Origin of the sequence: Williamsia sp. 1135, from assembly GCF_002095395.1 — a bacterium.
Taxonomy (GTDB): Bacteria; Actinomycetota; Actinomycetes; order Mycobacteriales; family Mycobacteriaceae; genus Williamsia.
In genome coordinates this window covers 47452-59928 of sequence record NZ_MJEI01000082.1, presented here as the reverse complement: position 1 = coordinate 59928, position 12477 = coordinate 47452, and the positions used below count along the sequence as shown (strand labels likewise).

The following is a 12477-nucleotide window of genomic DNA, read 5'->3' as shown; positions in this document are numbered from 1 at the left end:
GATGGGCCAAAGCACTCCGTACGTCACTTACTGTCGCCGGCCCCTGGCCGGTCTGTCGGATCCTCATCAGAGTGGCGGCGTGAACTGTAGAGCAGCAGGCCACCAATAATGGCCAAACCCAGAACGACAGCGAGGATCACCACCACCACGATCCAGTTGGAATCGAGTGATCCATCGGGGTCATCGCCCCGATGGGTGTCCTGTGCGGGTCTGTCGGCGACCGAAGAGCCGCCCGGGATCGCCGGTGCTGCTTCCCCGGTGTCGGTAGCGGCCACCCCTGCGGCGACGGTGAAGGTGAACTCTCCGGTGATGGGGTGCCCGTCCGCAGAAACCACGCGGTATCCGACGGTGAAACCACCTGCAGCGAGTCCGGTGGGCAGACGGGCAGTAACGACAGTCCCGACCACCGAGGGTGCCGAGACCTCGATCTGGGTGTCGGTGTCGTCGCGCACCGCGATGGTCGCGAAACTCTCGGAGATGTCCTGGTTGAAGGTCAACTCGATTGCGGTGGGGGGCTGCTCAAGGGCACTGTCGGCGGCCGGATTCGACGAGACCAGTGAACTGTGTGCCGCTGCCGGTCCGACGCCCAGACTCAGACCCAGAGCCACGAGTGCGACACCAACAATCATTCTGCACACACGTGCCGCCGAGGAAACCATCCCGCCAAACTACTATAAATGATAGTAGTTAGTTCTACGGACCTAGCGTGGCGCACTCCCGCATGCAGCCCTGTTTCGCTAGCCCGCGGCTGCGGCTAGATCGCCGGGCACCGGCATGGGTGTAGTCAGGCCTGCCGCGGTGCGGCCCGTGTTTCCCGTGGGGTACCGGCCGGTCAGTGACCCGGGCGCAGCGACGATAATCCGAACTATCTGGCCAAAAGCCTCGCGGCGATCATGTTGACGCAGCGCTAGAGTGAGCATGACTAGGTGGTTGCGGGTGTGCAGCCACGGATACGGCTGCGACAAGATATGGGCTCGCTCCAGGTGATACCACCGCTCCTCAGCAGTGACGGCACTGCGGGCGGCCTGCATCTCGTGGACGTACATCTCTTTGGCGAGGGGCCTAATCGTGGGCATGGTTCTCACACTGTCGACTCCGCGGCGGCTCCGGGCTGCAGCACTGGCAGTTATGGGTCGGCGCTGCCTGGCCTACCGGCCGGGGGCAGCAGCTGTCGCCCTTCCAGGCATTGATTCCCTCGCGCACGGCGATGGCGGCAATGACCAGTGCGGCGCTGGGGTCGGCCCAGGACCACCCCAGCGTGCTATTGAGAATGAGCCCCACCAGCAGCACTGCCGAGAGGTAGGTGCACAGCAGAGTTTGCTTGGAATCCGCCACCGCCGACAGTGACCCCAGCTCCCGGCCCGCTCTGCGCTGCGCCCACGACAGGACGGGCATGATCGCCAAACTAACTGCAGCCAAAACGATACCGACGGTGGAGTGCCTAGCCCCGTCGCCCCCGAGCAGGCCGCGGACCGCATCGACGGTCACATATGTAGCGAGGGCGAAGAAGGAGAACGCGATGATGCGCAACGCAACCTTTTCCCGCGCTTCAGGATCTCGGCCAGCGAACTGCCACGCCACCGCAGCAGCCGAGGACACCTCGATCACCGAATCCAGGCCGAAACCGATCAGCGCGGTCGAAGACACTCGCGCGCCCTCCCCCAGCGCAATCACAGCCTCGATGACGTTGTAGGTAATGGTCGCCGCGACGAAGTACCGGATCCGCCGCGACAGCACCCCGCGGCGCGCGGAGGTCAAGCGGCCAGCGGCTTTCGGAGTAGGCATACCCAGATCAGAAGTCATCAGCAGCAATCCTTCGATCCAGAATCTGGACAACACGAGGGATCAACCGCCAGAACAACTCCGAGCAAGTCCTCAAGCGCTTGGCCGATCCGGGGGTCGGCGAGTTCATACCGGCTACGTCGCCCCTCCGGGACCGCCACCACCAGACCGCACCCCCGCAAACACGCCAAATGATTGGACAGCGTTTGCCGAGACACCCCAATCGCCTCCGCCAACTCCGCTGGATAGCCCGGCCCTTGCCGCAAACTCAACAGAATCTGTGTACGCGTCGCATCCGACAACGCATACCCAAACCGTGCTAACGCATCACGGTGTTTCGTCATCTCCACCCGCATAACAGTACAGCGTTCCATGAATCCAGAAAAGGATGAATTGGAAGCGATGACCCCCAGCCGTCTCAATGTCCAACTACGCGCCAGTCCGCCAAACTAACAAGAGGAGTGCCGGGTGGAAATCTCACCGCGCCCCGACGGCCGCCCCGCCTACAGGCCAGTTGACGTTCGTGCTCACCGGCACAAGCATGCACAACCGAAACGACGGACAAGAACGAGGACCTGTCGCAGGGCGATCTCGCTGATCCGCTACTCCCCATCTGCGCTACATGGTTGTAGCGCAGGCTGCGTACTCGGTGACCTGCGACGATCATCCAACTCGGGTGAAGAGTAGCGCTCATCAAGGCATCATCCTTTAGCCGACGTAATCTATATTACCGGTGTGGCGCAACCGATTTCGTCACCAGTGACGAAAGTAGAGCGTCCAACGTAGTCGCGTGCCCGGCGATCGTTCCCCGTCACACCGGCGCTAGCGCCGCCCTCGACGCAGCCGTCAGCCCGGTCGCGATTCTGCGTTGGAGATCCCCCGCGATCTACGACAGCGGGTCGATACGTCGCCGCTTGATACCCAGGCTCCGTCGAACCACAAACCTAAGGGTAGGCTTGGCTTAAATCGAGGGTATGTCCGAGTCGAGAAAGTAGCTGAGTGTCGATGGTCAGTTCCGCGGGTCCGCGAACATTCGATGCGGTGACAGTATCCACGATGTTCGTGACACCGGCAATGATCAGGGTTCGATTCGGGGGCTCGGGGCTCGAAGAGTTCGAAAGCACCGGCGTACCTGACGAGAGATTAAGACTGTTCTTCGGTACTGCTGCCGAACGGGTTGTACGTAGTTACACCGTGCGCGCATTCGATCCGCAGGGACCGTTCCTCGATGTCGATTTCGCCGTCCACGACGGTGGGATAGCAGCGAAGTGGGCACTCGGGGCCAAACCCGGTGACCGGCTGGAAGTCTCCGAAGCGCGCGGGTGGTACAAACCGCCCGTCGACAGCCGCTGGCAGCTACTCGTCGCTGATATGACAGGGCTGCCGGCTTTGACCCGTGCCATCGAGCAACTCCCGGCAGGCGCTAGGGCATTCGTAATTGCCTCAGTACCGAATCACGCTGACGAACAGACCGTTCCCACCCAAGGCGCTGTTTCCTATCAGTGGCTACATACTGATCGCCAAGAGCCAGGCCGAGTAGAGCTGGCTAGCACCGTAACTCCGCTATCTGACGCAGTACGGGCTTGTCGCCTTCCCGTCGGCCCAGGATATGTGTGGGCAGCCACTGAAGCCTCCGAAGCCCGGTCCATCCGCAAGTATTTTCACCGCGAACGATCTTGGGGTCCCGACAGATTCGAAATCAAAGGGTACTGGCGGCGCGACAAAGAACAGTGGCAGCAGCGCTACACGCAAGTCCAACAGCACATCGATGCGATTCGAGAGCAGGCAATTGCCGATGGCAAGTCCGGTAAAGAACTCACACAGGTCGTCGATAGCGCGCTCGAACAAGTCGGGTTATGAACGCCCCCAAACACATCACCCCTATGTAAGGATGCCCATGGCCTCGCTGAACATCGTGCACGAACCTGCCGTCGCAGACAGCACCCTCACCGACGATCTCTCACGCCGACACTTCGGGGCCGCAGCAGGCCTCTCCCTCGCAGCGTTATTCGGTGCCGCTTGCTCCTTCGACAACGACTCCGGGAACAACAACGCCGATTACTCGACTCGCACCATCGAGACACCGATGGGGCCAGTCGCAATCCCAGTAGCTCCACAAAGGGTGGTGAGCCTTGACGCATACGTCGGGTTACAAGCTCTCGACGAACTGAGGGCTCCGGTCGTGGCCACCGGAACCCTGGGTGGCGGACTGCGCACACTGGTCAGCACCACCGCGCAAGATCTGCCTTCCATCGGCGTCACCGCGACCGGAGACATACAACTCGAAGCGATCGCCGCAGCTACACCCGACCTGATCGTCGGGCGCCAACCAATCGGGGACAAGTACTACACCGACTTGTCAGCTATCGCCCCCACCGTGTTGATACCGTTCACGTACTGGAGAGACCAATACATCGACGTCGCCGACACCGTCGGACTCGCAACCCAGGCGACGCAGAACTTCGGTGCACTCGACGAACGCGTTACCACTCTCCGTTCCGACATGGAGCAGGCGTGGCCTAACGGGGTTCGGCTATCAGTGGTCCGAGTCTCGGACACTTCCGGCGACATACGCACATACAACACACTCGCCGCATCAACGACGTTCCTGTACGCCGACATCCTTTCTGGGGCAGGGATCGTCCCGACCGCAAACTCCTTGGCTGACGCCGACCCGAGCAAGGTCAATACCAGCCTGAGCAGAGAAAACCTGCAGCTGATCGACGGCGACGTCATCATCTACTACGTCGGCGCAGGCGGCCAAGCCAACGCGGGGAACGCGGTCGAACAAGCCCTCATCTCGAACCCATTGTGGTCGACACTGTCTGCAGTAAGCGCTGGGCGTGCCTTCAAAGTCAACTCCGCACCATGGTTCGACGGCTACAACCTCGCCGGCGCAAACGCTGTGATCGATGACCTACGAAGGATCCTGCTCTGACCCGAGTGAAGGCACAGGAATTATGAGTGCACTACAGCTAGAACAGTGGTGAACCACTAGGTGTATGCCATGCGGAAGTTCGGGGAAGGAGCGCCAGCACTCATCTCCCGGAAGGACGTGGCGACGGTCGTTGACGTGATGACGACCGGCTCGCGCGGAGCGTCGAACCCCCGACTCCCCTAGAAGGTCGTCGGGCGTTCCACGCGACCACTCTGAGCGAGCACCCCGACATGACGCTGAAGTTGGCGGACTTCTCACTGAGCATGGACCATTCACCGCACTAGCTCTTCAGAGACTCTTACACACCAGTTGTCCACTGAGACGCATTCTCGGCACCATCCGGTCCTCTCACGCGGGAGACTCTCCCACGAACGAACTGTACTCACCCCAAGCTCCCTGTGGTCGGTTCAGCTCCCAGTTGTCGATTCGCTAGGGGCAACCGACTCGTCTTCGACCAACACGTCTCAGTACCAGTTAAGTAGGGCGAGTGCAAACAGATGAAAGTACTTGTCTAACTGCATCTTTAGGTGCATACGCGATGTTGAGCGTGCATACCGGATCGACGATTCAGCGATCCGTGTCCGGCTCGTATGCCTGCCAGCAGCCGGCATGCTCGAAGATCCTAAGTTGCCGCCCGTCAGACTGACCTACCGTCCGTCCGTTATCCGCGTACACGCACATGCCGTGCGACCTGATGAGCGCCGGGTCCTGGGTCGGGCGAGCACATCCACACCCCACTCGTCTCACTTCAACACGTCTCGGTACCAGTTGCGCTAGGAGAGAACGAGACTCGATGCTTCTGCTATTTCCGTAATCTGAGCCGGTGCTGATGGGTCAGCCGTCTGTTCGAACTACACGAGGCGACTCAGCTCCCACGAGATGTCCGGTGCCCCGGTCAGGCGCCGTCGGTGTTGGGCGCGGGGAGGGGCTCCGGCGCTTCGGGTGCGGCGTTGGACCGCATGGCTGCAAGGGGGAGTAGTGGGGTGTCGCTGGCGTCTCGTGCGTCGTTGTAGTGGGAGAGCAGGAACGGTGCGAAGGCTGGGACGGACATGACCACCCGGCCCCGACTGGGTGCGTAGACGTCCCCGGCTCGCAGGAGCTCGTCGCGGATCCAGGACAGTTCTCGTTGCTGGCGCCCTAGAGTTTCGGCGACAACGCGAGTGGTGACGCTTCCGCCGTGCAGGGCGATCGCGGTCAGGTACTCCAGTTGGCGGGGCGGTAGTTCGTTAAGGCGTGGTCCTAGAGATTGGCGGACGAGTCGGTCGCCGGCACGGCGGGCCCCGGCGTCGACGTCATCGACACTGATGGAACCGGGGCCCGGGGCGGCGCGCCAGGCCTCATCGGCGAATAGCTGCAGATGTGCGGGGTATCCGTTGGTTAATACGACGATTCGGTCTGCGGCCTCAGTTGACCAGGACACCCCCGCGCGGCGGGCGGGCTCGATGACGGCGTAGCGCGCTTCGGTGGGAGGAAGCACTGGCGCGAGTTCTTCGATGAGGAACAGGCGATCAGGGTGGGTGACGCCGGCCTCACGAAGCACCGTCGGGACGTGGGGTAGCCCGGTGCCAGCGAACGCGACCGCAGCCTGTGGGTGCTCGACATTGAGCCGGTGCAGGGTTGCGGCGAGAAGCGGTAGGTCGCTTTTCGCCGCGACCTGCATTTCGTCGACTGTAATCAGAACCCCGCCGGTGGGTGCATCGCGTCGGATCTCTGCGGCGAGGGTGGCGAGTGCCTCCGCGAGGGCTTCGGGGTGGACTCGGCGGGCGGTGGCGGTTTGCTCGTGGACGTTGACCCCGGCGCTGATACCGGCCACGCCAAGCGAGACACCCGAGATCCTGTCGAGGGCTCGGCGGGCTCGTGCCCAGGCCTTTACCTCTTGGTCGATGCGCAGTGCGGCGCGCGCCAGCACCGACTCCACTAGCCCCGCCTGACCGGTCACGGCTTGATAGCTGATTACCTCGAAGCCCCGTTCGGCAGCAGCAGCGCTGTAGGCAGTGAGCATGGCGGTCTTGCCCACCCCGCGCACGCCGGTGAACACCACGTCTTCTGACCGAGTCCGTCCGACGTTGGCGACGTCGTTCAGCCGCACAGTCATTGCGTGTAGCAGGTCGTCGCGGCCGGCCAGCACGGGTGGCAGGTGACCAGCTCCTGGGGTGTATACCGACGAGTCCATACCGAGAGCATACCTAGAATGAGCTAGACAAGAACGTCTTTCTAGGTAAATCTAGACTGATCTCCGATTGCGCCCCAAGTTTGTCGGTGGTCGCAAGTATGATAATGACAGCCGTGTAAGCATCATGGCTGTCGGGCCCTGGGTCCGGCCCACCCCGCGCGGCGCAAATACCGGCCCGGTACGCGCACATGTCTCGTAGGACCCGCCCCATGCCCACGACTGCGACGCACGAGTCAGACACGACCGACCCCACGGATCGGGTCGAGATGTTTGGCGCTTTCGACCGTCGGGGGAAGCGTGTGACCGTCGGCGACCTCGACGCCAGACGCGTGTGGGTTGCTGCTGGTGGGCGGTGCACGTTTTGCAAGGAGTTTCTGGCCGACGACGAGACGACCGGTCAGTCTGTGTTCACAGGACAGCTCGCCCACATCATCGGTGCCACGACCGAGAAAGGGTCGCCGCGGGGCGCAAGTTCGATGCCGCTGACGCAACGCGCACTGCCGCACAACCTGATGTTGCTCTGCCCGGGTGAGCACAAGGTAATCGACACCTTCGAGCACTGGTCGACCTACAACGAGGATGAGCTGCGCGCGCTCAAAGAGCAGCACGAGCGCGACATCCACGAGCTGACGGGACTGCTACGCAAACCCAAGAGCACCGTCATTCGTGTGTCCGGCGACGTGCGCGGACAGGCAGTCGACTTCAGCAAACAGGCCGTGATCCGTGCCCTGTTGGAGGACCAGCGGTTCCCCGACTTCAGCCTGCATGACGACAGCCGCAACTGTGAGGTCGACCTCCGCTCCCTTGATGGCGAAGACGACAGCGACCCCACGTACTGGAAGGCCGCTGCCCTCACTCTGGGGAAGCGTCTGCGGCCTCTGAGCAACCATCTCAAGACCAAGCAGGTCGATCACATCTCGGTGTTCGCGCTCGCACGAATTCCGATTCTCGTGCAGCTCGGCGTGTTGCTCGACGACGTCACAAACGTAACCGTCCACAACCGTCGGCGCGGAACCGGCGACGGCTGGGGGTGGTACTCCCACGGCCGCAGCAACAACCTGCAGTTTCGTGTCACGGCAGTTCCAGGTTCTGGTGCTCCGCTCGTCACGGTGAGCATCAGCGGGCCGGTCGACCTTGACTCGCTTCCCGGCACGTTGCGCAACGCACCGCGCTATGACATCCGCGCAGAGGGTGTTTCGTTGAGTCCCACGATCCTGCGCAGCTCTGAGGATCTTCAGGCGCTCATCGATACGTGGCGCGAAGTCCTCGCGGCCATCGAGGCGGACCATCGCAATCAGCCGATCAGTCTCGTCCTCGCGGTACCTGCCGCCGCAGCGGTAGAAATTGGCCGCGCCCATATGGCCGCGGCTCACGCTCAGCTCCGCGTGTTCGACCGCATCGACGGCACCTACGTCCTGGCGTTGGAAACAGACTCATGACCCCACCCGTCCACATCACCTCCCACCCGGAAGCACTCATGCCATGACCATCCTCGCCGACAGCAAAGAACAGCAGATCTCCCAGCTCCTCGGGGCCACCATCGCTGAGCTCGACATCAACGAGGCGGCGTTCCGGGCCGCTGAATCCTGCTACCAAGATCTGGGTGACCACCTTTCGCAGGCCGGCGCGCAGGTCTATGTCCAGGGCAGCTTCATGCTCGGCACAGTCGTCCGCCCTCTTCACCGAGCCGGTGAGTATGACCTCGACCTGGTGTCCCTGCTCGACATCGCAAAGACGTCCATCAGCCAGGAAGAGCTCAAGAAGCGGGTCGGACGACTGCTCGCGGAATACCACCGCGATCACGACGGCGCCGCCTGCGAGAGCCCCAACCAGGTGTCCGAAGGTCGGCGCTCATGGTGCCTCCACTACGAGCACTTCCACATGGACGTGCTGCCCGCCATCCTCGACGTCGAGTCTCCATCGGCGACCGCGATCGAACTCACCGATCTCAACCTGCGAAACTGGCAGAAGTCCGACCCATTGGCCTACGTCGAGTGGTTCCGCCGCCAATGCGCCCGACAGTTCGATGCTGAACGAGTTGCGCTCGCCAAGTCCTACGGTTCGGTCGACGACGTGCCTAAGCACCGCGTCCGCACACCGCTCCATCGGGTGGTCCAGATCCTCAAACGGCACCGCGACATTTTCTTCGCCGAGGACCTCGACGACCGACCGCCGTCCAGCCTTATCACGACTCTCGCAGGCCTAACGTACCAGGGCAAGACCGATCTCGTTGATGCGACCATCAGCGCGGTGCAGCGCATGCACGATCACATCGAGAACCGCGCCGGAAAATACTGGGTGGAGAACCCCGCGTGCGCGGGCGAGAACTTCGCTGACAAGTGGAACGATTACGAGATTCGCCGACTGAAGTTCGAGCAGTGGCGCACAGCGGTCGAGCGCGACCTCACCGGCTTCGTCCTGGAAACCTCCGGCACCACCGCACTGCATCAACGATTCGCGAAGGCCTTCGGCACTGATCCTGTCGAACAGGCTCTCCAACACATCGGCGCGGCCACCAACCGCGCCAGGGAGGGCGGAAATGTGAACCTCTCGGCCGGCGGACGCCTCACGACCGCCGCGACAACCACGACGATTCCTGCCCACAGGTTCTACGGTGGCCAGGCCGCACGGTAAGCAGCTGACCGTCATTCAGCAGGCGATTGACCTTCAGCGGCAGTTCCCCAGTGTGCGAAGGCCATTGATCAAGGCGGGCACGCTGGTGTGGTCTGTCACCCTGCAACCGACACCGATGAGCATCGCCTACACCGTGGGCATTCGTTACACGCACCGACGGCGTCCACGGGTAACCGTCTTGACCCCGGAGCTCGAGACACGCCCCCTTGAGCCGCTACCCCACATCTACCCAGGCAACGAGCTCTGCCTTTACTACGGCAACGAGTTTGACGGATCCAAGGACCTGATTGCGACCACCATCGTCCCCTGGGCCAGCGAATGGCTCTACTTCTACGAACAATGGTTGTTCACCGGAAAATGGCTCGGGAGCGAAGCGCCACACCCACTGGGCCTCGCGAAAGGGTGAGACGCTGGCAGTCCCAGCATCAAGCCGATCTCGCTAACCACGACGATCACATCCACGACGTCGGAGTTCAAATTGAGCCTCGCCCCGAGGTCGCCGAAGACCAACGCGGAACGGGCCACTGTAGTCGCGGCACGATATAGTCGGCGAATGGATTGCCCTGCCTAGCAGCAGTTTCTAGCTTCTACCTTACATAAGATACATTATCGGCGTAACAAGTTGTGCTGCAATGAATTTCGTCACCAGTGACGAAATGCACCGAGTCTCAGCTCAACCCTGCCGAACGAGCGAGCGACCAACACCGTGCAATCACAAGTTCTTTCGGTTACCCCAGCATTGGGGTCACCATGTGAAGTCCCACGACATCGGTGACAGTTCTGGATCAGTTGATCGGCGACCAAAGAACCTTCCGAGCACCGCGCTTTCCCCTCCCCTACAGGCTGATACGTCGCCCGCCTTCGACACGCGCCCCCATCGTAAACACCTCACACCTGGACAGCAGCACCGCCGGACCTGTCGGTCAGAACTCTGAAACCTCCCGCGAGCACACCGCGAGGATCTAGAGACCGGTATGAACTGGTGGCCCTAGAACTGGGGTCGTGCGCTCTAGCTGGCTGTTGTGCGATAGTTAATCGTTCTTGATGGATCTACATAAGGGGTGGTTCATGAAGGATCGGTGGTCGGTCGAAGCTGCACCGTATCTGGCGATCATGGCCGGGTTCGCTGCCTGTGGGATTCCTTGGTGGGGTGGGCTCTGCTGATGGTGGCGGCCTGTGGTGAGGTCGCGTTGGCCTGGTGCACCAAACACGCACTATCGTCCTATCAGCCTGCATCAGTGGAGCATTCGGAATGACCGAGGACAACAACATCCCGCCGGAGTGGACCGGCAACGACTCTGTGAGCGTGGATGGTTCGGCGCCGACGCGCCATCTATGGACCCATCACGTCGACGGCCCTGCGCCGACGAAGAACACGATCTCGATCGCCGGCCAGGATCTGGTCTTGCTCCTGCTGGTGTCGGTCATCTTGTGCAGCGTCTGCATCGTCATCGCACTGGCCTCATGACGCGGAAGCCCACTTCCCTCCCTGGCTTCGAGAAGTAGGGGGCGAAAATGGGCGGTCAGTGGTGCGATTGGTTGGGTTGCGGTGGAGTGTGTTTGCTGCGGCAGATGAGGCAGTCGGGGTCTGGCGACGGTATGTCGTCGTCCGCGAGTTTGTGTGGGGTGGTGACGGTGGTCCACCACTGCCACGCTGCTGGGGTGGGCAGGTGATATTTCTGGAGCGTGAACTCGAGCGAACGCTGATCGTGAACGGTCAGCGTGGCAAATGGCCGCCGGCCGGGGCGGTACTGGGTGAGCGCGCCTTCCTGAAAGGCCGCGGTGAGCAAGCGGTCAATTGCCCGCGGGCCGGGCGATTCGATCATCAATGAGTACCGCGCCCACCCAGCGTCGGGGTAGGAGTCTCGGTACGGGTAGTTCTCGGCCACGAATGCGGTCAGCGAGTAGGCGGCGTCGTCCCACTGAGGACTGGCCGGTGTCAGGGAAGGGTGGCGAGGAGGCCACGGAGGCTCAGGGCGGCCGGTTATCGCCTGGAACTGCGCCACAGCCCCGTTCGCCCAGGCCCTCCACTCTCCCTCTGCGTCCGAGAGCGTGTATTCGGCATGCGCGTAATCCACCCAACACTCCGAACACAACCCACGGACGACCATGACCTCTACTCCGCACCTCTCGTGTCGTGGTGAATCGTTGCGCCTGTGGCATTCCCGATGTTTCGAGGATAAATAGCCAGCACTCCCCTGCCAAGGAAAATCGCTGCGGCGCGCTGGCCGGTCAGCGAGCGGACGTCGCGGTCGAGTCTCAGTCCCCTGCTAGTGCGTTCGGCGGTACTTGCCGAGGTACTGCGGTGCAGGGTGGGCCGGTGTGATGCCGGTAATGCGACCGCGGGGCTGATTGCCGGCCCAGGTGCGGCAGCGCTCACGTGCCGGGCACTGGCGGCAGTGGGCGGCGGCATCAGCGAGACGACGAACCTCTGAGCGCTGCTCGTTAGCCCAGCGTTCCTTGTCGTGGGCAGCGGGATCGGCAACGCACAATGCGCCAGCCAGGTTCTCTGACCCTTCCAGAATCGCTGCCATCAGCGCGACCGGGCCAGCCTCAAAACGCTGCGCCTTCATGACCCTCGCCTCCCCTACTGCCTGCAACCGGTGCGATCTCCAGTGTGCCTGCCCCACCAGTATTGCCAGCCTGACCGACACATGGCCGATCGGTGAGCGCGCTCTTCGTGATTCCTGTGGTGGGTGGCCGATGTGGTGCGGGTCGAGACCCTTCCCGCCGCGACCCGCACCATGTCGCACAGTATTCGCAAATGTGTTCGAGGAACTAGGCGGGGGTCCGGCTGTGCGGGTCTTCGATCCCCCGCGTCCTGTCCTGGTTCACATGGCCGATGTGTGGTCGTTTGCTTTCCCCGCGTTAGGCCGGCGGGCGGTGACGCTGGCTGATCGGGCGTACGGGCTACGGGTCGAGCCATGGCACCAGGGAGTCCAATGGGCAT

13 protein-coding genes are annotated in these 12477 nt (G+C 62.3%); 6 read left to right on the top strand and 7 right to left on the bottom strand.

Features of this window, described 5'->3' with window-relative positions; all coding sequences use genetic code 11:
- Positions 1-23: 23 nt before the first annotated feature.
- The 4 genes from BFL43_RS09500 to BFL43_RS09485 form a co-directional block, all read right to left on the bottom strand.
- Positions 24-629 carry a copper resistance CopC family protein gene (locus BFL43_RS09500; RefSeq protein WP_168176584.1) on the bottom strand — a complete coding sequence of 202 codons (606 nt, stop codon included), beginning with the start codon at positions 627-629 and terminating at the stop codon, positions 24-26.
- Positions 630-737: 108 nt separating this feature from the next.
- Entirely contained in the window at positions 738-1076 is a 339-nt protein-coding gene (locus BFL43_RS09495; RefSeq protein ID WP_084892304.1) for a DUF3703 domain-containing protein, read from the bottom strand.
- Entirely contained in the window at positions 1063-1803 is a 741-nt protein-coding gene (locus BFL43_RS09490) for a cation transporter (protein WP_084892303.1), read from the bottom strand. The genes BFL43_RS09495 and BFL43_RS09490 overlap by 14 nt, the downstream gene beginning before the upstream one ends.
- A complete protein-coding gene (locus BFL43_RS09485) occupies positions 1803-2132 on the bottom strand; it encodes a metalloregulator ArsR/SmtB family transcription factor (protein ID WP_084892327.1) in 330 nt (109 codons plus the stop codon). Before BFL43_RS09485 ends, BFL43_RS09490 begins: the two co-directional genes overlap by 1 nt.
- Positions 2133-2838: 706 nt before the next feature.
- Here BFL43_RS09485 and BFL43_RS09480 point away from each other — a divergent pair.
- Both BFL43_RS09480 and BFL43_RS09475 read left to right on the top strand, forming a co-directional pair.
- Entirely contained in the window at positions 2839-3642 is an 804-nt protein-coding gene (locus BFL43_RS09480; protein WP_240498164.1) for a siderophore-interacting protein, read from the top strand.
- 37 nt (positions 3643-3679) lie between these two features.
- Entirely contained in the window at positions 3680-4720 is a 1041-nt protein-coding gene (locus BFL43_RS09475) for an ABC transporter substrate-binding protein (RefSeq protein WP_084892302.1), read from the top strand.
- Between the two features lie 895 nt (positions 4721-5615).
- Here BFL43_RS09475 and BFL43_RS09470 read toward each other — a convergent pair.
- Positions 5616-6893, bottom strand: a complete 1278-nt coding sequence (locus tag BFL43_RS09470; RefSeq protein ID WP_084892301.1) for an ATP-binding protein — start codon at positions 6891-6893, stop codon at positions 5616-5618.
- A 209-nt stretch (positions 6894-7102) separates the two neighbouring features.
- On the opposite strand from BFL43_RS09470, the gene BFL43_RS09465 reads away from it, so the two are divergent.
- The 4 genes from BFL43_RS09465 (at position 7103) to BFL43_RS09450 (ending at position 10995) form a co-directional block, all read left to right on the top strand.
- The gene (locus BFL43_RS09465) at positions 7103-8332 is read left to right on the top strand and encodes an SAVED domain-containing protein (RefSeq protein ID WP_084892300.1); all 1230 of its coding nucleotides are present in this window, start codon (positions 7103-7105) and stop codon (positions 8330-8332) included.
- A 43-nt stretch (positions 8333-8375) separates the two neighbouring features.
- Entirely contained in the window at positions 8376-9527 is a 1152-nt protein-coding gene (locus tag BFL43_RS09460) for a nucleotidyltransferase (protein ID WP_084892299.1), read from the top strand.
- Positions 9508-9933, top strand: a complete 426-nt coding sequence (locus tag BFL43_RS09455; protein ID WP_206186645.1) for a hypothetical protein — start codon at positions 9508-9510, stop codon at positions 9931-9933. The genes BFL43_RS09460 and BFL43_RS09455 overlap by 20 nt, the downstream gene beginning before the upstream one ends.
- Positions 9934-10779: 846 nt before the next feature.
- Entirely contained in the window at positions 10780-10995 is a 216-nt protein-coding gene (locus BFL43_RS09450; protein ID WP_084892298.1) for a hypothetical protein, read from the top strand.
- A 55-nt stretch (positions 10996-11050) separates the two neighbouring features.
- On the opposite strand, the gene BFL43_RS09445 is transcribed toward BFL43_RS09450, so the two are convergent.
- Complete coding sequence (locus BFL43_RS09445; protein WP_084892297.1) at positions 11051-11605, bottom strand: hypothetical protein; 555 nt, start codon at positions 11603-11605, stop codon at positions 11051-11053.
- Between the two features lie 192 nt (positions 11606-11797).
- Positions 11798-12100 carry a hypothetical protein gene (locus tag BFL43_RS09440; RefSeq protein ID WP_143695220.1) on the bottom strand — a complete coding sequence of 101 codons (303 nt, stop codon included), beginning with the start codon at positions 12098-12100 and terminating at the stop codon, positions 11798-11800.
- Positions 12101-12477 lie beyond the last annotated feature (377 nt).

Excerpts from the sequence above, each read along its gene's own strand:
- BFL43_RS09470 (WP_084892301.1), bottom strand. The coding sequence starts at position 6,893 with ATGGACTCGTCGGTATACACCCCAGGAGCTGGTCACCTGCCACCCGTG.
- BFL43_RS09480 (WP_240498164.1), top strand. The coding sequence starts at position 2,839 with ATGTTCGTGACACCGGCAATGATCAGGGTTCGATTCGGGGGCTCGGGG.
- BFL43_RS09460 (WP_084892299.1), top strand. The coding sequence starts at position 8,376 with ATGACCATCCTCGCCGACAGCAAAGAACAGCAGATCTCCCAGCTCCTC.
- BFL43_RS09450 (WP_084892298.1), top strand. The coding sequence starts at position 10,780 with ATGACCGAGGACAACAACATCCCGCCGGAGTGGACCGGCAACGACTCT.
- BFL43_RS09475 (WP_084892302.1), top strand. The coding sequence starts at position 3,680 with ATGGCCTCGCTGAACATCGTGCACGAACCTGCCGTCGCAGACAGCACC.
- BFL43_RS09495 (WP_084892304.1), bottom strand. The coding sequence starts at position 1,076 with ATGCCCACGATTAGGCCCCTCGCCAAAGAGATGTACGTCCACGAGATG.
- BFL43_RS09490 (WP_084892303.1), bottom strand. The coding sequence starts at position 1,803 with ATGACTTCTGATCTGGGTATGCCTACTCCGAAAGCCGCTGGCCGCTTG.
- BFL43_RS09465 (WP_084892300.1), top strand. The coding sequence starts at position 7,103 with ATGCCCACGACTGCGACGCACGAGTCAGACACGACCGACCCCACGGAT.
- BFL43_RS09440 (WP_143695220.1), bottom strand. The coding sequence starts at position 12,100 with ATGAAGGCGCAGCGTTTTGAGGCTGGCCCGGTCGCGCTGATGGCAGCG.
- BFL43_RS09500 (WP_168176584.1), bottom strand. The coding sequence starts at position 629 with ATGATTGTTGGTGTCGCACTCGTGGCTCTGGGTCTGAGTCTGGGCGTC.